Origin of the sequence: Gardnerella sp. DNF01159 (assembly GCF_049244215.1) — a bacterium.
GTDB lineage: Bacteria > Actinomycetota > Actinomycetes > Actinomycetales > Bifidobacteriaceae > Bifidobacterium > Bifidobacterium swidsinskii.
The window spans coordinates 1,112,472-1,137,018 of sequence record NZ_CP058387.1 but is presented as its reverse complement, the minus strand read 5'-3'; the positions used below and the strand labels follow the sequence as shown (position 1 = coordinate 1,137,018).

Annotated in this window: 25 protein-coding genes and 1 pseudogene; 23 read left to right on the top strand and 3 right to left on the bottom strand. The window is 36.1% G+C overall.

The genetic code is table 11. The features are described 5' to 3' along the window. The first annotated feature begins 290 nt into the window (after positions 1-290). The 11 genes from abc-f to HXT39_RS04415 all read left to right on the top strand — a co-directional run bounded on the left by abc-f (position 291) and on the right by HXT39_RS04415 (position 9,719). Positions 291-1,733 (top strand): ribosomal protection-like ABC-F family protein, encoded by a 1,443-nt coding sequence (gene abc-f / locus HXT39_RS04465; protein ID WP_102703426.1) that lies wholly within the window; start codon positions 291-293, stop codon positions 1,731-1,733. Between the two features lie 175 nt (positions 1,734-1,908). Then, positions 1,909-2,562, top strand: a complete 654-nt coding sequence (locus tag HXT39_RS04460) for a recombinase family protein (protein ID WP_233186358.1) — start codon at positions 1,909-1,911, stop codon at positions 2,560-2,562. Continuing rightward, the gene (locus HXT39_RS04455; protein ID WP_102703427.1) at positions 2,559-4,514 is read left to right on the top strand and encodes a hypothetical protein; all 1,956 of its coding nucleotides are present in this window, start codon (positions 2,559-2,561) and stop codon (positions 4,512-4,514) included. The genes HXT39_RS04460 and HXT39_RS04455 overlap by 4 nt, the downstream gene beginning before the upstream one ends. Before the next feature lie 548 nt (positions 4,515-5,062). Next, a complete protein-coding gene (locus HXT39_RS04450; RefSeq protein ID WP_020759138.1) occupies positions 5,063-5,356 on the top strand; it encodes a DUF2089 family protein in 294 nt (97 codons plus the stop codon). Next, positions 5,353-5,526 (top strand): hypothetical protein, encoded by a 174-nt coding sequence (locus HXT39_RS04445; protein WP_102703428.1) that lies wholly within the window; start codon positions 5,353-5,355, stop codon positions 5,524-5,526. The genes HXT39_RS04450 and HXT39_RS04445 overlap by 4 nt, the downstream gene beginning before the upstream one ends. 279 nt (positions 5,527-5,805) lie before the next feature. Next, a complete protein-coding gene (locus tag HXT39_RS04440; protein ID WP_004110362.1) occupies positions 5,806-6,267 on the top strand; it encodes a hypothetical protein in 462 nt (153 codons plus the stop codon). 12 nt (positions 6,268-6,279) lie between these two features. Then, the gene (locus HXT39_RS04435; RefSeq protein WP_076002703.1) at positions 6,280-6,831 is read left to right on the top strand and encodes a hypothetical protein; all 552 of its coding nucleotides are present in this window, start codon (positions 6,280-6,282) and stop codon (positions 6,829-6,831) included. Positions 6,832-7,018: 187 nt separating this feature from the next. Further along, the gene (locus HXT39_RS04430; protein ID WP_102703429.1) at positions 7,019-7,672 is read left to right on the top strand and encodes a response regulator transcription factor; all 654 of its coding nucleotides are present in this window, start codon (positions 7,019-7,021) and stop codon (positions 7,670-7,672) included. A gap of 34 nt (positions 7,673-7,706) precedes the next feature. Next, a complete protein-coding gene (locus tag HXT39_RS04425; protein WP_102703430.1) occupies positions 7,707-8,879 on the top strand; it encodes an exodeoxyribonuclease V in 1,173 nt (390 codons plus the stop codon). Positions 8,880-9,181: 302 nt separating this feature from the next. Continuing rightward, positions 9,182-9,451: a type II toxin-antitoxin system RelB/DinJ family antitoxin gene (locus HXT39_RS04420; protein WP_102703432.1), complete on the top strand. Its 270-nt coding sequence runs from the start codon at positions 9,182-9,184 to the stop codon at positions 9,449-9,451. Beyond that, positions 9,444-9,719 (top strand): type II toxin-antitoxin system YafQ family toxin, encoded by a 276-nt coding sequence (locus HXT39_RS04415; protein WP_102703433.1) that lies wholly within the window; start codon positions 9,444-9,446, stop codon positions 9,717-9,719. The genes HXT39_RS04420 and HXT39_RS04415 overlap by 8 nt, the downstream gene beginning before the upstream one ends. A 120-nt stretch (positions 9,720-9,839) precedes the next feature. Here HXT39_RS04415 and HXT39_RS04410 read toward each other — a convergent pair whose 3' ends face one another. Next, a complete protein-coding gene (locus HXT39_RS04410) occupies positions 9,840-10,709 on the bottom strand; it encodes an IS3 family transposase (RefSeq protein ID WP_233186360.1) in 870 nt (289 codons plus the stop codon). A 785-nt stretch (positions 10,710-11,494) separates the two neighbouring features. Between HXT39_RS04410 and HXT39_RS04405 the strand changes: the two genes are divergently transcribed. The 5 genes and pseudogenes from HXT39_RS04405 to HXT39_RS04385 all read left to right on the top strand — a co-directional run bounded on the left by HXT39_RS04405 (position 11,495) and on the right by HXT39_RS04385 (position 14,470). After that, positions 11,495-11,734, top strand: a complete 240-nt coding sequence (locus tag HXT39_RS04405; protein WP_233186359.1) for a hypothetical protein — start codon at positions 11,495-11,497, stop codon at positions 11,732-11,734. A 292-nt stretch (positions 11,735-12,026) separates the two neighbouring features. Then, positions 12,027-12,512, top strand: coding sequence for an NUDIX hydrolase (locus tag HXT39_RS04400; RefSeq protein ID WP_102703435.1), 486 nt, complete (start codon positions 12,027-12,029; stop codon positions 12,510-12,512). A gap of 31 nt (positions 12,513-12,543) precedes the next feature. Beyond that, positions 12,544-12,660: pseudogene (locus HXT39_RS04395) on the top strand (conjugal transfer protein TraG); the annotation flags it as partial. A gap of 81 nt (positions 12,661-12,741) precedes the next feature. After that, a complete protein-coding gene (locus HXT39_RS04390) occupies positions 12,742-13,179 on the top strand; it encodes a GNAT family N-acetyltransferase (RefSeq protein ID WP_102703437.1) in 438 nt (145 codons plus the stop codon). A 658-nt stretch (positions 13,180-13,837) separates the two neighbouring features. Continuing rightward, complete coding sequence (locus tag HXT39_RS04385; RefSeq protein WP_076002747.1) at positions 13,838-14,470, top strand: helix-turn-helix domain-containing protein; 633 nt, start codon at positions 13,838-13,840, stop codon at positions 14,468-14,470. A 737-nt stretch (positions 14,471-15,207) separates the two neighbouring features. Here HXT39_RS04385 and HXT39_RS04380 read toward each other — a convergent pair. Further along, positions 15,208-15,462, bottom strand: coding sequence for a type II toxin-antitoxin system Phd/YefM family antitoxin (locus tag HXT39_RS04380; protein WP_004110957.1), 255 nt, complete (start codon positions 15,460-15,462; stop codon positions 15,208-15,210). 310 nt (positions 15,463-15,772) lie between these two features. Between HXT39_RS04380 and HXT39_RS04375 the strand changes: the two genes are divergently transcribed. The 3 genes from HXT39_RS04375 to HXT39_RS04365 all read left to right on the top strand — a co-directional run bounded on the left by HXT39_RS04375 (position 15,773) and on the right by HXT39_RS04365 (position 18,815). Further along, the gene (locus tag HXT39_RS04375; RefSeq protein WP_102703438.1) at positions 15,773-16,759 is read left to right on the top strand and encodes a helix-turn-helix domain-containing protein; all 987 of its coding nucleotides are present in this window, start codon (positions 15,773-15,775) and stop codon (positions 16,757-16,759) included. Between the two features lie 585 nt (positions 16,760-17,344). Continuing rightward, the gene (locus HXT39_RS04370) at positions 17,345-17,851 is read left to right on the top strand and encodes a GNAT family N-acetyltransferase (RefSeq protein ID WP_102703439.1); all 507 of its coding nucleotides are present in this window, start codon (positions 17,345-17,347) and stop codon (positions 17,849-17,851) included. A 10-nt stretch (positions 17,852-17,861) separates the two neighbouring features. Continuing rightward, complete coding sequence (locus HXT39_RS04365; RefSeq protein ID WP_165845969.1) at positions 17,862-18,815, top strand: hypothetical protein; 954 nt, start codon at positions 17,862-17,864, stop codon at positions 18,813-18,815. A 96-nt stretch (positions 18,816-18,911) separates the two neighbouring features. Here HXT39_RS04365 and HXT39_RS04360 read toward each other — a convergent pair whose 3' ends face one another. After that, the gene (locus tag HXT39_RS04360) at positions 18,912-19,322 is read right to left on the bottom strand and encodes a hypothetical protein (protein ID WP_102703440.1); all 411 of its coding nucleotides are present in this window, start codon (positions 19,320-19,322) and stop codon (positions 18,912-18,914) included. A 506-nt stretch (positions 19,323-19,828) separates the two neighbouring features. Between HXT39_RS04360 and HXT39_RS04355 the strand changes: the two genes are divergently transcribed. The 4 genes from HXT39_RS04355 to HXT39_RS04340 all read left to right on the top strand — a co-directional run bounded on the left by HXT39_RS04355 (position 19,829) and on the right by HXT39_RS04340 (position 24,537). Next, a complete protein-coding gene (locus tag HXT39_RS04355; RefSeq protein WP_421793267.1) occupies positions 19,829-21,112 on the top strand; it encodes a YcxB family protein in 1,284 nt (427 codons plus the stop codon). Positions 21,113-21,324: 212 nt separating this feature from the next. Then, on the top strand, positions 21,325-22,296 hold the full coding sequence (locus HXT39_RS04350) for a Fic family protein (protein ID WP_102702975.1): 972 nt from the start codon (positions 21,325-21,327) through the stop codon (positions 22,294-22,296). A 237-nt stretch (positions 22,297-22,533) separates the two neighbouring features. Next, positions 22,534-22,983, top strand: a complete 450-nt coding sequence (locus HXT39_RS04345) for a hypothetical protein (RefSeq protein WP_102702976.1) — start codon at positions 22,534-22,536, stop codon at positions 22,981-22,983. A gap of 450 nt (positions 22,984-23,433) precedes the next feature. Further along, on the top strand, positions 23,434-24,537 hold the full coding sequence (locus tag HXT39_RS04340) for an ABC transporter ATP-binding protein (RefSeq protein ID WP_102702977.1): 1,104 nt from the start codon (positions 23,434-23,436) through the stop codon (positions 24,535-24,537). Positions 24,538-24,547 lie beyond the last annotated feature (10 nt).

The following is a 24,547-nucleotide window of genomic DNA, read 5'->3' as shown; positions in this document are numbered from 1 at the left end:
TAGGCTGGGTTCTCGCGGTTTTTCAACGTGTTTTGGCTGTATGAGGGAACATGTCTACGCTTTAGGGTCGAGTGCACAGGATGTTAACGTTAAAAGGTGCACCCACTTTGCACCCGGCTTTGTGAAATAAGTAAGACGATAGTTAAGTTGCTTGAGGTACTAAGTTATATATGAGTACATGGTATAATAGTGACAATTATTTTCGGAGGTATCAAAAGATGGTAATTAATAAATCCTGTTCTAAGTAATGTAGAGAGGTTAAATCCTCTCGGTATTTTCAAGGAGGATTTATGATACGTATTGATGATTTAACAGAAGTTGTAGGTGCAAGAACTTTATTTACGATTGATCATCTATCTATTGGTGCTTGTGACAAGGTTGGTTTAATTGGTGATAATGGCACAGGCAAAACCACCTTTTTACGCATACTTTCAAGTCTTGATACGGACTATGCGGGCCGAGTTCAAATGAACGACGAGATTAGTTATTTGTTCAACAATTTAGAAGATGAACTCGGTTTTATATCTCAGCGTCGTTTTCAGCAGAATTGTAGTAGTAGTCCAGGCGAGCAGCAAAGATTGAAACTGGAGCACCTTTTAGTTGATAATAAAGCATTTTTGCTTATTGACGAGCCTACATCACATTTAGACATTAAGCAAAGAAAGCTATTAGCTAAACGGCTCTATTCTCGCAATAAGGGTTTTATTCTTGTCTCTCATGATCGAGATTTTATTAATCAAACCTGTACGAAAATTTTCGAATTGGTCAATGGGAAAATTGAGGTTTATAGCGGTGATTATTCGTTTTACCTATGCGAAAGAGAAAAGAGGTATAAGTGTGCTGAGAGGGAATATGAGAGTTATGTAAAAGAAAAGAAGCGTCTTTTACAGGTTGCAAATGCAATAAAACAGCAGTCAGCAAAAGTAAAAACCACACCCAAAAGGATGGGTAACTCAGAAGCTAGGCTGCATAAAATGGGTGGGCAACAAAATAAGAAGAAGCTCGACAAACAGGTAAAAGCCACTTTAGAAAGAGTAAATCAACTAGAGGTGAAGAGTAAGCCATATCAAAATGCAGCCATCAAGCTCAATATGGATGAGCGAGAAAAAATTCATTCCAAGGTACTCATCAGGGCAGAAAATCTCAATAAGAGCTTTGATGGCAAGGTGATTTTTAAGAATGTCAATTTTGCGATAGACAATACAAATAAAGTTGCCTTATTAGGTGATAACGGTTCAGGGAAAACCACTTTGCTCAACATGATTCTTAACGGTGAAACGTGGACACATCCGAATTTACGAATTGGTTACTATAGTCAGCTAGGAGAAACACTCGACTATACAAAAACGATTCTAGACAATATATTACCTTATTCAATCTATGACCAGTCAATGACTAGAATCATCTTGGCTCGTCTAGGTTTCAAAACAAATGATGTGTTCAAGCAAGTGAATGTGCTTAGTGATGGTGAAAAAGCCAAGGTGAAATTGGCGAAGCTTCTAACAGGTAACTTTAATTATTTGCTGATGGATGAGCCAACTAACTTTTTAGATATTCGTGCCATAGAAGCTTTAGAAGAGCTGCTTCAAGGCTACGACAGACCCTTGCTTTTCGTGACGCATGATGTGTCCTTTATCAATAATGTAGCGGATTCTTTGTTACTTATCGAGAATGAAAAGATTACTGGTTTTGAAGGTAATTTGCAGCAATATAATGAGGGAAATGAGGTTTAGACTAATTATCATAATGAGAATATTTGCTGTTATTCGCTGGCATTGCACAAATGAGAAGTTTAGTGCCCAGGAATACATAGATGTCAATTGCAATTATCCTGGTGATTAGGATGGTGCAATAGAACGCATTGAAGAATGCGAGAAAGGTAATCTTGATATTATTCTTACTAAAAGTGTGAGCCGTTTTGGTCGTGATACGAAAGAAGGATTAGAGGCTATTAGAAAGATTCGATCTTGTGGTACAAGGATTATTTTTGAGGCTGATAAGATTGATACAGAAACGGTTGATGATGAGCTTTTACTTAGTGTGGTTCAGGTTTGTAGTCAAGCAGAGAATGATTGGCGTAGCGAGAATATTGTTTGGGGATTAAGGCATAGAGCAGAAGATGGCACATCAGGTCTTTATAGCAGAGTTTGTTATGGTTATAAGAAAGATAAGCATGGAATGCTTATTATTGACGAAGACCAAGCACAAGTGGTAAGAGATATTTTTGACTGGTATTTAAAAGGATTAAGTATCGACGGTATTATTAAAAGGCTAAAAAGTAGAGGTGTTAAGTCTCCCAAGGGAAAAGACATTTGGAGTAAACGGGCTGTTGATAGCACTTTGACTAGGCGTAAATATACAGGCGATGTGGCTATAGCAGATTCAGGTGGTTCTGACAGGCAATATTTGTATTCGGATCATCATTCCGGAATTATTTCTAAAGAGAAGTTTGAAGTCGTTGAGCTTGAGATGGCGGATCGGAGTAATGTGGAAGTTGGAGAGGACGGAACTATTATAAGAAAGAAGAAAAAATATAGCTCGAAGAGAGGTACTAAATTATGACGGAAAACTTAAAATACAAATTACGGTATTCATTTATTGTATGTTTAAGAAAATTTATGGAAGTTTTATTTTTTGCTTATGACATCATAAGGCATCCGATAAAAAACATTTCAATATGGTTAGTAGGATTGTTGGCGCTACTGATTTATGGAAATCTATCTATAGGAATAAAAGGGAAAGATATGTTTTTTATGTCTGCTGGATTGGTGTCAATAATTACATTCATATCGAACTTTTTAGAGAAGCAGACGATAGATATTGATAATAAAGATAATTTCTATTTAGGTTATAATATAAAAAAATTGAAATTTCATAGAAATTTTTGGCTTAAAAGATTTAATGAACTTCCAGTTAAACTACTGTTTTGGGTAATTGCTCTTATTCCAATTATCACAATTTTTGTTGAGTTAAAATACAAATCTAAAGTATTAAATGAGATGGTTGAAATAATAGTGGCACGTATTAAATATATAGATTCAATATGGCTTGCTACATTCATAGTTAGCTCATTTTATTGCACCGCAATTTTGATAGAGTCAGTGAATTTATCAAGAAAAAATTTCTCTCAAAGTTATTTATATAAAATAACTAATAACTTTGAAAGGCACATAATTAAAATTGAGATAGAGCGGGATTTTAAAGAAATATTTAATAATATTTTCAATATTAAAAGTAGATTAGGATTAGAAAATAATTTTTGTAGCAATGTTGAAAGCGTCATTAATTACATTGTTAATAGTGGGGATGCAGTTAGTGCAAGTGATTCTGAAATTATAGAATTTTATAACATTGCATTTGAATGTGAAGGAAATAAGATAGACGATGTACTAAGTAAAGTGTATAAATACGCAAAATGTAAAGAAGATAAAAAAATAAAATTTTTTATTTATCCGTATATGCTTAACAAAATTTTGAAATTAATTAAATTGTACTATTACACAAAATGGAATACAATAACTGAATTACATGTGTTACCGTCAGGGATTATAAATATTGCAATTCAAGATTTAAAGATATTGTTGGAAATAGAGAAAAAGTTGCATGGAAATAAAGAATATGAAAATATATTTTGTGGAATTTACATAAGTAATAAGTGTTGTTTTAGAAAAGATAAGACAAATAGTAATTTATGCATTTCAAAAATATGTGAAATTTTAGAAAAAAAGTTTAGAGATATTAAATTCCTAGATTGTATTAATAATATGGATACAATGATGAATTTGTTTGATGTCTTAAATAAGATAGATAGTCAAATTAAAGAGGATAGATATTTTTCGCCAATATTTAGTACCATATTTAAACATACTATTGATAATAAAAATGAAGACAATGAATTTGTTCAATTATTTTATGATGAGATGAAAAAACAGGATTTACCAGAATATATTATTAGCAAAAGAAATGAGGTTACTAAGAATATATTATTGAGTGGGGACTTGATATCAAATGATATTCTCGAGTATCTTCTAGGCTTTATTCAATTAGAAGATGCTATCGTGGTATTGATTTTTAGACTTGCTTATTCAGAACGTTCTGGTAGAGAAATAATGACAGTTGATGAATTTGAAGTTTGGAAAAGGGCATTCAATAAACTTACAGTAATAAAAGATATTGATGAGTTAAAAGAATCAAAATTTATAGATGAAATATGTAGCGAAATTTCAAAGTCAGATGTTTCTCATTTTATATTTTGTCAATTTATTAAATGGATGTGGTCTTCATTATTTGAAAAATTTGATGAAAAGAAATATGAGGAATTCATAAGGCTTGGTAAAGAAGGAATTAGAAGAAATTTTAGTCTAGATAGTTATATTATTGTGAGATTGCTATTATGTAAGTACTACTATAGGTCGTTAAGTGTTTATGAGTTTAAAGAGGAAAATAAAAAGCAAATAAAAATTGAAGTAAATAGTATTAAAGATATATTAAATAAAGAATGCGTATATATTTAGTGTCTTCAAATTGCCTAATCGAGATAGGAAATAACAGGTGTAAGCCAACCGATGATTGTGCCTATAAATAGGCGAAAAGCATGAAATTAAGAAATGATTTCAAAAATAGCCTAACAATCTCACGTCGAGAGTGTTGTATTGATGTCAAAGGCTGATTAGGTGGGTGCAAGTTTGCCCTTGTGTAGCAGGGCTTAGCGAGGGCTATCGTTAAAAGGTTTAATGCGAAGCGGCTTCAAGCTGGGTTCTCGCGGTTTTTGAGTGCGATTTTGCTGTATGAGGGAAGATGTCGACGCTCTAGGGTTGAGTGCACAGGATGTTAACGTACTTCGCTCGCGTTGAAAGCACACTGTGCTTTCAACTTTGAGCAAGCTCAGCGAATCGAAGGCGTAAAACAAAAATAAGGATTGGAGTTATAGGTTAAAATTGTCCTAAGCCCCCTTTACGTCATATCTCTCATGCTCATTCTTGACAAACCCATACAACAACTTTAATATTTTTAATAAAAGTTTAATTTAATTAAAGTTTTGTAGGTTGAAGAAAGGGGTGATATGGATCATATTCCAAAATGGATGGCTAATCTCACAGATGAAGATATGTCGTTTATAAAGAACTTTGTATTATCGTCTGGGTCGTTAAAAGAAATGTCGCAAATGTATCAAGTCTCTTACCCAACGATGAGAATCAGGCTTAACAAGCTTATTGAAAAACTGCGCATAAGCGACAATGAACCAGAAGATCCGTTCGTTCTTTTGGTAAAGAGTCTTGCTATTGACGATAAATACGATGTTGACACAGCTCGAACACTCATAAACGAATATAGAAAAAGGAAGGATGAATCATGAGCTATGCATTATTTGGTCCGATAATTGACATTCTTATCGCACTTGCTATATGTGCTTTAGTGTTCTTTATTGCAAGAAGTCTTATTCGATATGCGCATTTTCTTAAGAAAGACGATAAGTCATCTAAGCAGTCTGCAGAAGATAAAAGAATCGCATTACAGGACTTATAAAACACAAAAATAACAAGTTATCGTGGCAGAAATTGCAAAATTAGCAAAAACTGCCACGATAGCTCCATAAATATGTCTTTATTTAAGAATGGTTCCAAAATGTAAATATTTTTAAATGTTGGTTGTTAGGAACATACAAACTACTAATAGTAAAAGTTTTTTTAAAAAGTTTTCTAAAAGCACTATCGTTAAAAATAGGTACACCTATTTGTGTAGATAAAATCTGCACGTTAGTATGTTGGTAATTTACGAAACGAGAATCACGAGGAGGTGCTTATTATGACTAATCCTTTGCGCGGTATACGAGAAGAAGATATCGTCAAGTATTTTAAAGATCACAATCTTTCAGTTGATAAGACGTATGTATTTACAATGAAATACGACCCTTGGTGGAAAGATTTAATCAAACTATTTTTGTTACCTAAATTATTCTATGTAGCGCAAGGCGTTGATGCGCGTATTGTCGCTGCCACTAATAATGAGTTTATTGTGGTTAATCCGAATGCCATTTTAGGCTCGGGTAATCTAGCTAAATTAGACGATAAGCATCTTCGTCGCATTCCGTGGAATCAACTCACTAATTTTGAAGTTATAAATAAGCCAACAACTCAAATAATTCGCTTTACTGTCAATAGTAAAACCGAAGAATGGAGTGTACCAACGGAAAGTGCTAGCGTATGGCACTTTAATGTGTACAATCTTGATAATTTGAGAAAAACAATACAATCGCACATTAAGTAAGGAGATACGGTTATGTTAAAGGTAAAAAAGATTGTAACATCACTGATTGTGACTGTTTTGTCTTTCGGATTCTTGTCAACAACAATTCCAGCTGCGGAAGCGACTGAAAATAAGTCTACAGCTATTGTACAACAGGATGTTAAGAAAATTGAACAAGAAGTTCGTTTTATTTTTGAAGAAGCTAGCAGTTATAAGAATGGCGTGGTTTCTGTTAAAGATGAGCTCCTTAAGATGAAATATGGAAAAGTAATGGCCGCATACATTGCTGAAGGTATTCGACAAGTATATACAAATGATAACCTGTTGGACGCAATCCGCGCGAATAGCCAAGATAAGGATTTTTGGTCTTGCATGGGCGGCGAACTTATAGGTTTAATTCCTGGGATGGATATTGCTCAACTGCTTTCCAGTGGTGATTTTAAAGCTTATATTGAAGGGCATGCTTGGGATAAGCTTGCTAAATTCCTTGCAAAACAAATCGCTAAATTTGGATTGAAGGTGAATGTTGCAGGTATCGTAGCATCAATCGCAATTGGCGCTGGGAAATGTCTCATTTTTGGATGAAATAGTAATAAATTGTTCACTTTTGTCATAGATTTATGATGCATGTATTGCAATTTTGTATTGCAAAATATGAAAATAATGCTTTGGCTTTATCGCACAATTACTTTGCGACAGAGCCGAAGCATTTTAATCATCATTCTAAACATCTATTGACAAGCAAATTCCAAAACAAGATATCATATATTGTATGAACACTACTTATGCAATTGTTGATAATGACACGTTTGTATTGCGATATATGCAACTTCTTTTAAAAAGTCGTTTGCCTGAAAACTTTGTTTGTGCATGGATGTGTTCTTCTGCAAAACAAGCTATTCATCGTTGCGTTACAGAAAATACTCCTGACGTACTTTTAGTAGATATGTCAATGAGAGAAATGAGTGGTGTTGATGTAATTAAAGCAATTCGCGAGCGCAATGGCAATATTGTTTTAATTGGCTTTACTTCCTACATGCTGGATGAATACGTATTGCAAGTTGCTAAGGCGGGTGGTCAAGCGTTAGTACATAAAGACAATTTAGCAGACGTAGTTGCAGCTATCCAATCGCGCGCAACAAGCTACGGTTGCCCAGAATTGCCACAATATATTGACTATTTTCACACTCCGCAAGAATCATTTAATATGATTTCTCAACTTCCGAAGACTTCAGTTTTGTCTCCTCAAGAATCGGAAATTATGCGCTTGTGTAAACAGGGGTATTCGTCAAAAGAGATTGCAGATCAGCTTAATGTGAAAGTTTCAACAGTCAACACGCATTTACGGCGTATTTATGGAAAACTTCAAGTTAAAAGTCGCATGCAGGCGCTTGCTGTGCTCGCAAAATATTCACATGACATATAACGTGTAAGAAATTAACGTGTAAAAGTAGGTAGTTATGAAATTATTAACGCGTATGATCAATTTTTTGCCGCATGATGCCTGGCAGAAAATTGGAATTGGTGTAATCATAAGTTGTACTTTGATTCTTGAGATTTGTTCCTATAATAATCTTCATTACTACTCTAATTGGCATGCAATTACAGTTGAAATAGTATGGATTGTAATCTGCTTATGCATTGCAATATGGCCACGTAAAGCATCTTTTATTGTACTTATTTGGATGCCGTTGGTAATTATTGCGCCAAATATCAACTACTCATCTATGATGCTTACCATATTGATTTGTTTGGCAATTGCTGTAATTACTCAACCTTGGTACACCGTGCTTTCTTCTTGCGGAGTATCTTCATGGTTCTTTATTATCTGCGATTTTCAAAACGCTTATGTGTTAGCGTGGTGGCTTCTTATCACTCTTATTTCTAGTGCAATCGTAAAATACTATATTTCTACTATTCACCAACAGCAGGAACAGTTATTTGCGCAGCGTTACAACGTTTTTCAAAAATATGCCACTATTGCCGCAATTCGCATGCACGATGAAGTAACTAATGAGCTTTCCAGCATTATGATGATGGCTCAACAATCTATTGAACCTCAAACAACTCATGAGCAAGAGCATGAAAATTCGCGAGAGATTCTTCAACGTGCTACTACAACTGTTCATAGAGCACGTAATATCATTTCTCTTCTTGACAATGCTACAACTGCAAGCACTGGCGATGTTATGCAATCGACTACATGTTATAAAGATTTTTGTACAGGCTTACGCGTTTTATTTGACTGTGAACAAAAGTCATTTGAAAAGCTTGGCTATATTGGTTCCATTGACTTGAGTAGTGATTTAGCTACTGAAGATTCTCAATCAATCCATTTGCCTTTTGAAGAATGTGCTCAAATTGAGTATATTTGCCGAGAACTGCTTGCGAACGTAAAAAAGCATGCTGCAAAGCCTAAAGAATACGCCATGAATGTAATGCTTAATGACCATGAATGTCATATTACGTGTATAAATAGTGCGCAACGAGGTATTCTTGCTAACTTGCAATTAGGATATGGACTGCGTTTTCATAAGATGCTTGCGGAACGCGTTGGTGGAACTTTTAAAGTTATTGAAGATGACGATTCGTGGATTATTAATGTACATGTTCCGCTTCATGCAGAGAAATAGCCATTGCGCAAGATGCTTATTGTGCTTTCTTGCGCTTCAATCGAGTATTTGGACGAACCTTTGTGCAGCAGATGCAAGTAGGTGGTTAATTTGCAATGCAGAATGCTGCTTCGTTGCTATGTTATACCAGTTATCGTGGCAGTTTTTGCTAATTTTGCAATTTTTGCCACGATAACGCGCGATTTAGTAATAATTGTGTGCACAATGGTGCTACTTTGGTATTACGTTGGGTGCTGTAGGTCTGTTATAATAAAGCAAAGCATGAATAACAAATTCATGATTTTGAGCTTAAAGGAAACGGCATGGCTTCTACAAAAACAGCTAGAACAGGCAGATTAAGTGTAAGAGTTAATCCAGAAATACGGGATAGCGCATCGCAAGTTCTTGAACATTATGGTCTTGATATGAGTTCAGCAGTCAACCTATTTTTATATCAGATTGTAAATACGCAACGTTTCCCATTTTCACTTGAAAGTTCTCCATATGAGCATGCTATTGATGAAGCTATGAAAGAAAAACCAATAGCTGCAGGTACTGTAGACGATTTTGCTGAGCTGATGCGCAATGCCTAAACCGCCATTTTATAGTCCAATCTATCTGCGAGATGTTAAGAAATATAAGCAGAAGCATTACGATATTGAGCAAGTAATCAATATTGTAAGACTTATTTGCAATAGTGCAGATTCTCGCGAACTTGCAACTTATAGAGATCATATTCTTAAAGGCTCATATAAAGGCGTGCATGAATTGCATGTGTCTGCAGATGTTCTACTGTTGTATCAAGTTAAAGAAGATTGCATTATATTCCTACGCTTAGGATCTCACGACGACTTATTCTAGCTAGCAAAATCTACCACGATAACTTGCTTAAAAATATAGTTATACAAAAGGAATCACATTTGCAAGCGTACTTGATGAAATTATAAACTTATTGAACGTTCTTAACTCTAAGCAAAATGACTAAATTTTGTATCCGTTGGCGACAAAGCGACAATTTTGGCGACATAAAAATGTCGCTTGGGGCTTAGGACAATTTTTAGACATTTTGTGCAACCATAGCACGATGTTCCATAATTGTCTTTTAATCCCCATTTTAATTCTGTGATTGTTGTAAAAATCAATATAAGTATGAATAGCTTGACGTAATTCTTCTGTACTATCCCAGTTAAGTGGATAATACATTTCTGTTTTCATTTGTCCAAAAAAGCCTTCACAGGCAGCATTATCTCCACTGTTTCCTTTTCTTAACATGGAGCGTGTAATACCAAGACCTTCTAATCTCTCAATCCACCTGCCATCTCTATAGTGACCTCCTCTATCTGTATGAATAGCTAAGCTTTTACATTCTGTAATCTTAAGGGTAGTTAAAGTCTCTTCTAACATTTCATCTACAAGACTCTGATCTGGGTGGTTTGAAAGAGCGTAAGAGACCACTTTACCATCAAAACAGTCAATCATAGGGCTTAAATAGAGTTTTGACTCTTTTACTGAAAACTCAGTAATGTCTGTAAGCCAAATCTTATTAGGTGAATCTGCATGAAAATTATTGTTAACAATGTTACTACATGCGGGAGTAATTTCTCCTATGTAACTTGAATAGCGTCTTTTACGCCTGGCATATCTAACCTCAATTAACTCTTCTTTCATGAGCCGTCTTACTACTTTTTCAGATACTTTAATACCTTTAGTTCTCAACGCTAACCATATTCTAGGAGAGTCATAAGTAAAGAAGTTTTCTTCTGCAATCTTGTGTATGCAACCTCGTATATGTGCGTATTTGTCAGGTTTTTGAAGAGCATTTTTAGCATAGTAATAACTTGAACGTTTTATCTGAAGTGTTTTAATCAGAAGCTCTAACGGTAATACTAAAAGTAGTTAGGCTTATAACACTTTTTGCGGAGTGAGGATTTCTGATATTAATACGGTTGGGATTATATTAGATTTGTTGGGATTGTATTAAATACAGTTGGGACTTTATTGGCCACGGTTGGGACTCTATTAGAGCGTGGCTAATGCTCGTTTTGTTTTCTAAAACGAGTGTTGTTTAACGAGAAGGGGGGTGAAAACATTGTTAACGCTTAAACCTCAAAGCACGTAGCTTTCAAGGCAAGTGTGGTTTTTACATGTCAAACTGTTATAAAAACGAGATTATTCCACTCTTTTTTACACTCATGATACAGGTTTTAAGAAAGAGCGGGTAAATGTTATAAGAATTTTTGGAACAATTAACAAGATTGTGGTTAATGATTAATCAATAAGACACTACTAGTAAACAGTTAAAGCCTGATTAGCTATAGGGCGATGAGATACGTCAATAGGATCCTCATGGTTTTTCATGACTCCTATGAAGTACCTCTATTCTACTATGGCTGTTTTTCAGGTATTAGAGTCGGTACTTCATAAAGTATCGGCTCTTTTTTGTATGTGTCTTCACCCTACCGCTGCAGGCGGGAAGGGTGAGCATGAGGACTCGCAAAACTAATAGCAATGATTGAGCAACGTATAAGTATACAAGTTGTGTTCGTAATGAAGATGGTAGTTATAGTGAAGAAACTATCGAGATTAAGCCGGGCGAAAATGGTGTCACTGAAGCTGATATTAAGATGCTTCACTCAATGGATGACAGTGAGGTTTACTACAACAATAAGAACCTGCGTCCTACTAGAACTGTTGAAGAAAAAGCTGAGATTGAAGCTTGGAAAGAAGAATATATCCAGCATTTTAATCTTAAGCATGGTTATGAGCCGAATAAAGATGATGTGGAGTATGCTGCTGAAGAGCATTTTCCACGTAACTATAATCTTTCACTTGACTTTGATGCACGTCGAGAGTGTCGTATTGATGTCAAAAGCTGATTAGGTGGGTGCAAGTTTGCCCTTGTGTAGCAGGGCTTAGCGAGGGCTATCGTTAAAAGGTTTAATGCGAAGCGGCTTTAAGCTGGGTTCTCGCGGTTTTTGAGTGCGATTTTGCTGTATGAGGGAAGATATCAACGCTCTAGGGTCGAGTGCAATAAGTTCAATGATTGTTGCTTGTGCACAGTGTGATATACAAATGTATCAATCACTTGGATTTTCAATTCAGATTGGGAACTTGTTTTCATTTGAACCATAAGTCACAGTCATTAGATAAAAAATAAAGGAGTAAACTATGGAGCATAATTGCGGATTTATTAACGATAAAAAAGCATTTAGGTATAGAGCAGCAGCCATCATAGTAGAAGAAGGTTGTGTGCTATTTGCAGGAAATGATGAGGACGACTATTACTACTCAGTTGGCGGAGCGGTTCACATGGGCGAGACATCAGAAGAGGCCGTGAAGAGAGAAGTATTTGAAGAGACAGGTCTTAATTACGAGGTCGATCACCTTGCTGTCGTACACGAGAACTTATTTATCGGCAGCTCCGGCTTAGATGGAGTAGACTTCCATGAGCTTACATTCTACTACTTGATGAAGTCCCTGGGCAAAAGAGATTTTACGAGCCATAGTACTACAGAGTCAGGTGCTAAAGAGACAATGCATTGGTTACCTATAGATGAGCTTGATAAGTGCAAGGCTTACCCGACATTTATGAAAGAATATCTTAAATCGGAGCATAGTGGAATAGAGCATATAATTTCAGATGAAAGATATTAATGAATCCCGCTATTATGGCAAGAGATCGTTACATAAACATTATTTCTTAGAAGATTATGACAGGAAGAATGTGTTTGATATTGAAGAATATATAAAGAGAAAAGGCAAGGTTAAGCTTAATAGAAATACGGTAATTACAAGATTGTAAGATTTACTATTATAACTATATGGTCGAGGGTATATTCGATATGGTAGAACTATATAAATTTGGAGTTGTGGAGGCGATGAAATGATTAGAAAAATAAAAAAAGAAGATGCTCAATCTATACGAGAAATATGTGATATTTCTTTAGGATATACTGTTTCTACAGAGTTAGTAGAGAATCAAATCATAAAACTATCAGCTGATAAAAAGCATCATGTGATTTATGTTTATGAGGATGAGGATTTGCATAAAGTTGTTGGATTTGTACATGCTGAAATGTATGAGAGTCTTTATTCAGAGTGTGGATTAAATATTCTAGGATTAGCTGTTTTACCAGAGTTTCAAGGAAGAGGCATTGGAAAAAAATTGATGAATCATTTAGAAATGGATTCTCGACAAAAATTACTTAAGTTTATCAGGTTAAACTCAGCAGAAGCAAGAACGGAAGCACATAAATTCTATGAAAATATAGGATATGTATGTGATAAGACGCAAAAGAGATTTATTAAAATTTTCGAATAAGTCAATCCTAGTTTGTTGAACTGAAAAATTGAATACTAAATTTGTAAGACGATAGAAAAAAGAAAAAAATCTATCGTCTTTTTCATGCCTAATTTCAATTTATATTGCGCTCAATAAATAGGGGAAACTCGTTAATTAGCGAACTAGTATTTCAAGTACTTTTCACTAATATATACACTACAAAATGCTAGTTCTAGTTTCTTAACTCTTGGATACAATGAAACTTTTCCTTCTGTACTCTGAAACTGTTTGCTTTCTGTGTTATATATCCCAGCATGCACTTGACAACAAACGTATGTTTCTGTTGCCTTATTCCGTACGTTCGTTGTTGGGGATTGGCATGAATGAGAGCAGAGCAATGAGGTGGATATCGGTCTTCGGCGCATTGTGTTGTATGGCTCGTGCACCTTGGATTTTGTACGTTCTCTGTTAGTTTTGTATAAATTCTTTTGAAACAGCTATTTTCACATAATTATGTGCGCGTGTGCTAAGAAAATGCCGTGTTACGATTCGTAACGCTTGTGTTATCGTTCGTTCCTTTTCTATTCATATGTTGCTCGTTAGCATGTAATTACGCAGTGCGATTATTAATTGCATTACGAGCAAAACAAATAATCGTTAAGAACGAAAACTTATAGCCAATGAAAGGAGTTATACGATGTTGTTGGGAGAAAAAATCAGAAATGCGCGCGTGGAAGCGGGTTTAACTCAGGAAGAACTTGCTGAAATGATTATGGTTTCGCGTGCTGCGGTAGCGAAGTGGGAAGGCGGTCGCGGTCTGCCGGATGTTGCAAATTTGAAGGTGATTGCGGATGCGCTGGGCGTTACTGTCGACTATTTGTTGGATAAAGACAATGCTATTGATTTGTCAATCATTAAGAAGCCTATTGATTTAGCGAAGTATGGTCTTAATGCAAAATTGGGTGTTCGTAAGAAAATCAAGATAAAGGAACAAATTATTCGCGATGAATATGCAGACGCTGAAATTATTATGCTCACGGTGACGAAGTTTATTCCAAATTCGTCTGAAAAGTTTATGGATAATTTTATCGGGTGTATTACTACTTTGTTCGGTGATATTCCTTTGTTTGATACGTTTGCATTCGGTAAAGCGGTAGAGAGCATTGGCAGTGAACAGTATTACTTGGTGAATAAAAAAGAAAAGCAATTTTTTGTGCTGATAACGGATGAGTATATTATTAGCAGAATGATGCGAGTAAAGTTCACTGATAAGAAGATGTGTGTTGGGGATAAGGAATTTACGCAAGTTGGTAAGTTGCGTGATAAGTAAGAACCGGGAACCGGTAGTTGGTTGGGAATTGGTCAGAAGAATGTGGTTTTCAGTTTTGATTTCCGCATTCTCCTGATTTTTATTTTCCGGCTTTTGTACATGCTTTTAGTGTTTTTACATGACAGTTGATCATAAGAAATGAAATTCGATTTTTGCACACATATAAGAATGCATATTCTTTGCATCTGGCTAGTCTACTGAAATTATTTGACCTGTGCGTCAAAAAAGTTCATTGGCACCAAGTCATGATTTTGACCATATAAAACGTTACATTGGGCTTTTAGAAAGATATGTCACATATTGTCGAATTCCCATTATTTGTTGTTGATAATATTTTCGATGTTTCCGACTGTATAAAAGATACGAACAATCGTCACGCTACATTTATCTTCATCTAAGAGGTAAAAAGCTGTGTAGCTATCTATGGGAACCCTGTGTATTTCCATAGAACACCAAGGCTCCCAGACAACAATTTAATATTGCATGGGCATGGTGTTAGTAGAATGGATATCATGCCTGAAATCAGGCTATAAAGTCAATTTTAAACCTTTAACGATAGCTTTTTTAATAACCGTTAGCATAATAATGATTGTTATTAGGAATAGTTATTCCAGTAGTGCGTCAATATTTCGTTTTGAGTATAGAAGTCTTCGCACTTCCATAGTGTCGTCGATGACAACGTAAAAAATAGAAAAGTTGCGTACATTAATCCTGTAGTAAGGGTGTTCTCGTGTTGATTAATCCCTTCTCCTTACACTATCAAAGACGTCGTCTTTAGAAAGACGCGTAGAAGTATTTGCGGCAAAAGTATCTGCTTCGTCGAGTTTTCTTTCGATGTCGTCAGTGAGAGCAGAGTATTGTTTGATGCTCATGAGAACCATAGTTCCATAACCGTTTTTTGTAAGGAATACTGGTGTATTTGAATTTATAACTGTTTCTTCTACTTCTGGGAATTTATTTCTTAAATCGGAAACTGGGCGAATATTGATCATAGTATCAACCTCCTTTTATCAAAAAAGTATCATAATATTATCAAGATTACAATAGTTAGCGCGCTATCGAACTTTTATTCCGACGTTTGGCGAGATATTATTCCAATGTTTGGCGGCATCAGTGAAGATGATTGGAAAGCGCGGTGTGAAAATGAGAGAAAACGAATTGGCGGTCGGTTGCGCTCATTTGTCGGCAGAAATTGCGCTTTTAACGGCAATTGCCAACTGCACTTGCTACTACGCAACTGCTGTTTCAGATATAATTTTACCATGATCATGATGAATTCTAGTTTGAAATGGAGATGTTTTTATGATTTTAGCAGATAAAATATTGGAACTGCGTAAACAAAACGGTTGGTCGCAGGAAGAATTGGCGGACAAATTGGGCGTCAGTCGCCAAGCTGTTTCCAAATGGGAAGGCGCACAAAGTATCCCGGATATGGAACGGATAATTGCATTGAGCCGTTTGTTTGGTGTTAGTACAGATCTTCTTGTAAAAGATGAAATTGATGTTATGGGGAAGAACGTCAATGAAGATGGAAATGCCTGGCAGGAAGAAGCTGGCGTTCGCATGCGGGTAATTGAGCTGGAAGAAGCCTCCGCTTATATTGCTCACAGAATATCATTTGCCGCCTATGTTGCTCTAGGTGTTCTTCTTTGTATTCTGGCGGCAATCCCGTTGGTCGGCAGTGATCTTTTGCTTTCTCACACAGTAAATGCGCAAGTCGGTAAAACTATGGGCTTAGCATTTAGTGTTGCGATTATTACCGTTGCTGTAGCTATTTTTATTATTCAGAGTTTCCACGGAAAGCGTTATCAATATTTGGAAAAAGAGGACTTTGAAACGGCTTACGGCGTTGACAGTGTGCTCAAAGAACGCTTGGAACGATTCATGCCGTCGTATGTGCTGCGGACGGTCAGCGGTGTCGTTTTATGTATGGTTGCTTTTATTTTTCTTATAATTTCGGATATAGCGCCGAAATTTTATCAACTTTCATCCGGCTTTTTTGTAGTTGTCGCTATTGCTCTGGTGGCAGCAGCTGTTTATTTATTCGTACAGGCGAATATTGTCCGCTCGTCCTATTGCCGTTTGCTGCAGCCGAAGAAAAAGATTGTCTATCCTGCAAAGATTAGGTTATTCCTCCAAGCTTACTGGCTTATAATTGTCTGCATTTATTTAGCCTACAGTTTCATTACGTCCGATTGGGGAAAAAGTTGGATTGTTTGGCCGTTGGCCGCATTGACTTACGGAGTAATAGAAGTAGTGCTCAAAGCGTGGATGCTCGGAAAGAAATAAATGATTTGCTTCGTTTATAATAGAAACAAATGTAAGAAACGATAAATTATCGACTATAATCGAAAGCTATAATCGAAAGCGCAAGCGTGATATTTCATTGTTTTCCGACGATTGGCGAACTTTCATTCCGATGATTGGCGGGTTTTCGTTCAGACGATTGGCTTTGTTTAGAAATGTGGTTGTAAAGACTAAATGTTAAAAGGTTTAGCATGCGGTGGATTTAAGCTCACTTCTCGAGATTCTAGATGCAATTTTGCTATTTTATCAGTTATAACTTATAAATTATCGATTTTGGCATTAAATTTCACTTATAGTTTATAAGTGCGGTGAAAATTCCTGGTTCTGGTTCTACTTTTGGCTCTGACATTTGTTCGGATCATGCATTTTTCTAGTAAAAGCTGTGATTTATGGAAAAGAAAAATTTTATGGATGCGAAAACCCTATACTAATTGGAAAAATAAAAAATTTTTCTTTAATAAAGCTTGTATGAGTGATTTTTTTTTTAATAGTAATACTATTAAAGCTAAACAGACTATTATGGATTCTAATTTTAATAGAATTACATATTGGGAATAAGGAGAGCTTATGAGACTAATTAGACCAGATAGTAAATATATCCAAAGTTATATAGAAGCAAATGAAGAAGATGAAATTTTTAGGCCGAATGCTGAAAGACGTTTTAGAAATTATGAGACAATTGTAGAGAGTTCTTATAACTATGAACATGGTATAAATTTGCCTGAAAATTATGTTAGAGCCACTACATTTTGGCTGATAGATAATGAAAAATTTATTGGTGAAATCAATATTAGGCATGAATTAAATTCTTTTTTAATTAACTATGGTGGTCACATAGGGTACGAAGTTAGGCAATCTGAATGTATGAAGGGCTATGGAACAAAAATGCTTTCTATGGCACTTACATATTGTAAAGAGACTTTGAATCTACATAAAGTTTTAATTACGTGTGATGATGACAATATCGGCTCAATAAAAGTTATAGAAAATAATGGTGGAATTTTAGAAAACAAAGTGAAAAATAGCCTATCAAGGGGAAATGTTACAACAAGAAGGTATTGGATTAATATATAGAGGAAAGATGATGAGTGAGACGAATGTAAGGCCAGTGCTTTTCAAGCATGCTTTTTGGGATAATGTGATTATAGAAACTGTTGCTGGCATTTGCACTCTTATTATTTCGCTTCTTGTACAGCAGTTCGTAGGGCACCACGTACTAGGTTGGGAAACTGTGGTCATACTCGCGCTGAGTGTTGTGGTGTTTTCGCTGCTAAGTGCAGCGTATCTGCAGTGGTATAGGCATCGTAGACCGGATGACGGGTATTTGCTTATTGGAATCATCGATTTTGTGCTCAGGCTTCTGGTGACTTCTGGTATTGCTTTATTGCTTGTTTCCAATATCACGTTGCTAAGCATTATTATTGGCGCAGCGATTACTAGTGTGTTGCTGTTTGTTTTTGAAAAGTCTTGGCAGCCAGGTATGACGGATGCGCAATTACAGGAAGCTTCAAAGAAATCGGTTGAGCTTGGCGTTCAAATGCTTGAAGAAGAGCGCGTAAAGCGCGCCGAGGTGAGAAACATGATTGCATTACAGCATGCGAGCGCAGGTAAAACAGGCACTTCTAGAGGTGTGTCTTTAACATTTTCCTCGTTAATCGTTGCGAATATGCTGATGGAAGCAGTATGCGATGTTGTCACATTTTTGCTTGCATTGATGCTGCAATTGTGGATGCTTGGTACTATTGGTGGCTGGCGCACGCTGCTTGTCATGTTCTTGGGCAATATGCTATTTTCTTGCGTGGCGGCTGCGGTTATGGTTCTGATGGGTGCATTGAAGGCTGATCAACAGAAATGCCCAACAAAAAGTTGGTCTTTTTTGACTATTTCTGTATTGCTTAGACTGCTTATCTTCGGTGTTCTCGCTTGGCTTCTTACACCGAGTTTGGCATGGGTGAGCGTAGTTGTTGGTATTGTGCTTACCGATATTATTTTCGTTATCAAGCAGCACCCATGGAGAAGAACCGCAGTAGCTGCGTAAGATTCTGTAAGACTGTTTTCTTCTTCTTTGAGCAAAAGGCTCTACGTACGTAGAGACTATAGTATTGATGTCAAGGTCTGATTATGTGGGTGCATTTTAGGCTTTGTGCTTTTGATTTCTTCTTCGTAAAAACTCTTTAACAATGATTGGAATTATAGTTGGAATACATTCAGTGGTTAAGAAATACGTAATGTATAAGTAAATCCAGCTACTACCCAATTGTTGAGGAGACTCTTGTAATATCAATAAATCAATGGCTGGTGCGATAAGCGCTATGGCAATGGTTTTACAAACTCCTAAGTTTTCGAGTGTTTTTTGATTGACAACGATTGAGTAAAGGACAAGCGTTGTTAAACCAAATACGTGAGCTATACCGATAAATAAAACAGGTGAGTCATAAACAATTTCTGGATTAAACAATCTAAGTGAGTTAAGGATTAGTCCTAAAAGAGGCAATAATAATGAAAAAAGGAATAATCGTATAGCTTGATACATAGATTTCTTCATTACAACCTCCTTAAATTTATATAGCCAAGCAGATGACTACTGTCGTAGACGGACTATTTTCACTCATTTTACGTTAATTTATCTTACTTTGAAAGTTGTGATAATCATATCCGATTAAAATCTGGCGGTCATTGGCAGACGGGGTTTAAGGAGCTTGTGTAAATACTGTATCGTTTTCACGAAGGCAGCGTAGGCGTGATAAGCGAGATTTTGTTTGCTTTTATGAACATGACATAAAGTTCAGAGAAATTTTGACGATTTGATGTGTTATAAGTATTGGTTCGTATAGAAGTAGCGTCTTTAATATATTTAATATTGCGTATCGAATATGCTTGCTTATATGGACGAGAAAACGTTGTGTTGATGAGAGTAGAAAAGAAGTTCAAATACTCGCGATTATTTACGCTAGAAGAGAACAGGCTAAGCGACTGGAATAATTAGAACAATTGTAAATCGTAAGCGCAATATAGGAACAGAATATATGAACAGAATATAGGGATAGAAAAATGTCAGATTCGTCGACGAAAGAGAAAGAAAAACAGGAACATACTCCCACAGATGAGAAAAATCCTCTATATTGTGAATCACATGAGCAAATATGTGAGAACCTTAACAGTGCAAATAAGGAATTGCCAAAGTATAAGGTTTTGCGGCTGAGTGCGGAAATCTTTTCCATCTTAATTATTGTTGGAACTGTTTTTATGGCATCCAATAAGCTACAGCTTTTTGGATGGATCACCTATTGTTTTGCAATTCTGCTTCTTGTTGTAGTTTCTCTTATTTGGGTTATTGGTGTTATTTGGCAGCGCAATATACATAGTCGTTTTCGGAGTGCGAATGTAGAGCGTAACAAATCTTTTCTTAGCTATGGTAAGCAACAGTGGAAGGGTAGAATCTCGCTGGTTCTTTATTGCTTTTTTGTGTTAAGTGGTATTCTAACTGCATTCTTTGGAATAACTGCGGTACGTCTTCCAAATCAGTGGCTTTTGCAGACTTGGGCGTATGTTATATGCGCGGCAATGCCAGTTGTTTGGATGATTACGATTGCTCTTGTATGTGTCTTCTATAATCTCTATCTTATTTCGCGTGTACGGAAGATAGGTATAAGAATTGTACTTCGTTGTCTACATGTTCTGCTTTGTGTGCTGATTATCTTAGGTCTTGGATTTTTTGACGTTTTGTTTATTGTTGGCAGATATTCTGTGAAACAAAATGATAATGGTACATACACAGAGCACGTGGACGATATGTATGCTCCTTTTGAGTATTATCTTTATAAGTCTGAAGGCCCATTTTTCCTTAAGTATCTTCGACCAATGAAAGATTCAAGTGATACTGATCCAAAAATAAGTGAATCTGAGTGGTATAGCAGAATTGATCGTAATAACAGGAAAGATACAAGATTAAAAGATACAAGATTAAAGGTTGAAGAGCCAGATAAAAATTACGATTTGCATGATTCCGCTGAGCATGATTTAGAATCAAAGAAGGAAAGAAATGCAGCGCTTAAGATATTTGATAAGTATTTTGCGGCGAAAGGCTTTGCGTTCAAGGAGAACTATACCGCCAAGGGAGATATGTACTTTGTTCTGAGTGAAAGCCGTTCGGACATTACCTATCTGCAGTATAACAGGGACTCTCAGGATGGAAAATGTGGTCTTTATATTCTGTTTAAGGCTTCAAAATCTTCAAATGGAAGCTGGTCGCCGAGTGATGCTCATATGCAGAGCACCTACACGTATGAATATAGCACTGGAGTAATTGCAAAGAGCAGTAGGGCATATTGGTAGTAGGGTTGATTGGTTATATGTAGGAATATAAGACTATCGGAAGATTGCCAGATAGTAGCATCCATAGTTGTGTACTCTAGTTGCTTATATTTTGGGGAACAAAACGGTGTAAAAATTGTAAAAAAGTTCCCTACATTATTGATTATTGGGGAACAAAACGGTATTTTATTTAAGTAAATGTTCCCCAATTTATGTGAAAAAGGAGTGTGAAGATGGCTGCAAAATATGATGATGTGCAAGAATTGCTTAGAAAAAAGGCTGATATTAATGCTCGCTTGAGTTTGCTTGCGTATGATGGTACTCCTGAAATCAAAAATCGTGGAGATGGTAAATATTTATACACCAGAAAGCGTGTTTCGGGAAAGTTGACGTCCACGTATGTTGGTGTGTATTCGGACGATTTGTATAATCTTCTTCTTCGCAATGCAAGTGAATCTAGGCAATTGCGTAAGGAACTTCGCGCTGTAGTAAGGCAGCTTGCGAATGCCGGATATTCTAATAGTGAGTTATCTGCTGATTTGGTGAACAATATTGCTTTTGCAAGGGCTAACTTAAAGGCGAATATTTACGATCAGGCGGTTTTGGAAGGTGTTGCTACCACTTTTCCTCAAACTGAAGAGATTATAGATAACGGGAAAGTGTTTGGTGTTTCTGCGAGTGACGTTCAAAAAATCTTGAATTTGAAGCATGCTTGGGAGTTTATTTTAGACGAGGATGTTGTATTAAGCAGGTCTGATTATTACATGCTCAGTCATATAGCGAAGCTTGTTAATGAGGGTTTTTTCTTAGACGGCGGTCGTATTAGGGGTGTTCCTGTTGCGATTGGTGGATCTACTTATATTCCGCCTATTCCTAATGAAATAGATGTTAAAGAAAAAATAAGGAATATTGTTGAAAGTGAGGAAGATAGTGAGAATGTTGAAGGTAGAGTTGGAAGGAAAGAGCCTATTGATATTGCGATTGAATTATGCGTTTATTGTATGAAGTCGCAGATATTTTTAGATGGGAATAAGAGGGCTTCTGTGATTTTTGCGAATCATTATTTGATTTCTCACGGTAGGGGCTTGTTGGTTATTCCAGAAAATAAGGTTCCTGAGTTTAAGAAGTTGCTTGTTGAGTATTATGAGGGTGAAGATTTGCAGGTGATTGCTTCGTTTATGAGGGAATGTTGTTGGAGGCATTAAACCGCGTGATTATGTTGGTTCTTCTGTTTCTTCGAATCTTGCTGTTTATGAAAATTATAGTTTGCTAGTAAATGAAGAAATTAGTGTCGATAGTCTAGACAAATTAATAAAAAAAATAGGATATTTATTAAGATTATTACAGTAATCAGAGCGAATGGTAGATCTTGTTTACTTAATAGTCTGTTTTATGATCATTTGATACAGAGTGGTGTTAACGAAAAGGAGGCTAGTAGTGTTATGAGAAGTAAAACTATTTTTTGTAAAACCATTTTTCAAAGTTGTCTTGTTATGCTTTTGCTGCTAGGTTCTCTCTTTTCTCTTGCTGGATGTTCCGACGATGATGAGAAGGCGGCGCTTGCGTCGTATCATTGGGAAACAGTAGCGGTGTCTCGGGAAGAGTTTCGTATACCAGATAACTATATGAATAAGGATGAGTTGTATCTCTTTGTGTCACGAGATATTCTGGATTCTCATTATGATTTGTCTAAAGTTACTCTTGGAGATAAGCCAATCAAATTAGTTGACTCACAGTTTAATTTGCCTAGTTCAGGACTTAAAGCTTTATTTTTAGTTGGGAAATTTGATTTAAAAGACAAGCCAGGCTCTTGTAAGTCAAGCTCTTGTGTTCTTAAAATACCAGGGATTAATAAAACAGGTAATGTTGCTATAGGTTATAAGAAGAAATAGTAATATTTTGCAAATGTTAAACAAATGTTTTGTGATTGCTTATATTTGAGTTTTTTGCGGAATGCTCATATAATTTTCCACGTAAAGCACATTTAAGTTTATGAGGTGTTGCGCTATGACTGCCCAAATGATAGCTAGTCTTAAGAACGGTTTGAAAGGCATATAAAAGCACATAAAACAGCTTAAGATACATATTCTTTAGCAGTATTAAACACGCATTGCACATGATGTTTTGTCATTATGTTTGCACATGCGCGCTGGTTTTTCTGTGGTTTTTGCACGTTTTTTGCATGTTTTTGCGTGTTCTTATCGTTCTTGTAAGCAAGCGTTATCTTTTCTTATCTGACTAACTGATTTTCATTGTTGAAATTTATTCAATAACAGTAAGAATTAAGGTTTAATAAAAGTAAGAATTAAGCTTTAATAACACGTAAGAACGAAGCAATAATAATGAATAATAATATAGAAGACGCGACTAATAGTCGCGATAACAATAATAAGCAGTCAACTAGCAACTTAATATTGTGTATTGATAATGTAACAAGATCTTATTCTCGTGGATTCGGTCGTAAGAAAACAACTCGCCAAGTTTTACATAACGTATCTTTTGATATTCATTCTGGTGAAATATTTTGCTTGCTTGGTCCGAATGGTGCAGGTAAAACAACTACTGTAAAAATTGTTGGCACGTTGTTAGCTCCTGATAGTGGTAGTGTTCGTATTGCCGATATTGATGCTGTGAGTAATCCTCGAGAAGCACGTAAGCACGTGTCGTTACTTCTTGGAGGTGAGCGAGGATTTTATCAAAAGTTAAGTGCATTAGATAATCTTCGTTATTTTGCGGATCTTTCTGCTGTTCCATATAGGGAGCAAGGAAAGCGTATTCACGATGCTCTTGAGCAAGTTGATTTACTTGATAAAGCTCATGATGCTGTTCAAACTTTTTCAAGGGGAATGTGGCAGCGATTGCATATTGCTCGATCGCTGGTTGCTAGAACGGATCTTATGCTTTTAGATGAGCCTACCACTGGTTTGGATCCTGAAAATGCTAGGAAAGTACGTGAAATTATTCATGCTTTACGAGATCAAGGAATAGCGATTTTGCTAACTACGCATGAGATGAGTGAGGCTGAAAAATTAGCTGATACTGTTGCTGTAATAAATCACGGTAATATTATCGCTCAGGGAAGCGTGCAGCAGTTGGCTTCTTTGCAGCATATTGATCATGTAACAATGTACGCGTATGAAGGTGAATCATCGGTTGTGGATTCTAGTGTTAAGGAAGAATTGCAAAAACTTGATGGAGTGTTGTGGTGTGATGTTTTTGAATCGCATGGAGTGTTAAATATTACTATCGCGTGGAGCAAAACATTATCTCAAGAACGAAATATTAAAATTCCTGTTGATGGGATTACACGTTTAGGTGATCGCGCTGCAAGTTTGGAAGAAACGTATCTTGCTATTGTGCAAAATGATAATATTTCTGCATCAAATACTTCTACTTCTGCTGCTACGCCGTCTTCTTCGTCTTCTTCACTTTCATTAAGTAAGTAGGAGGCTTAAT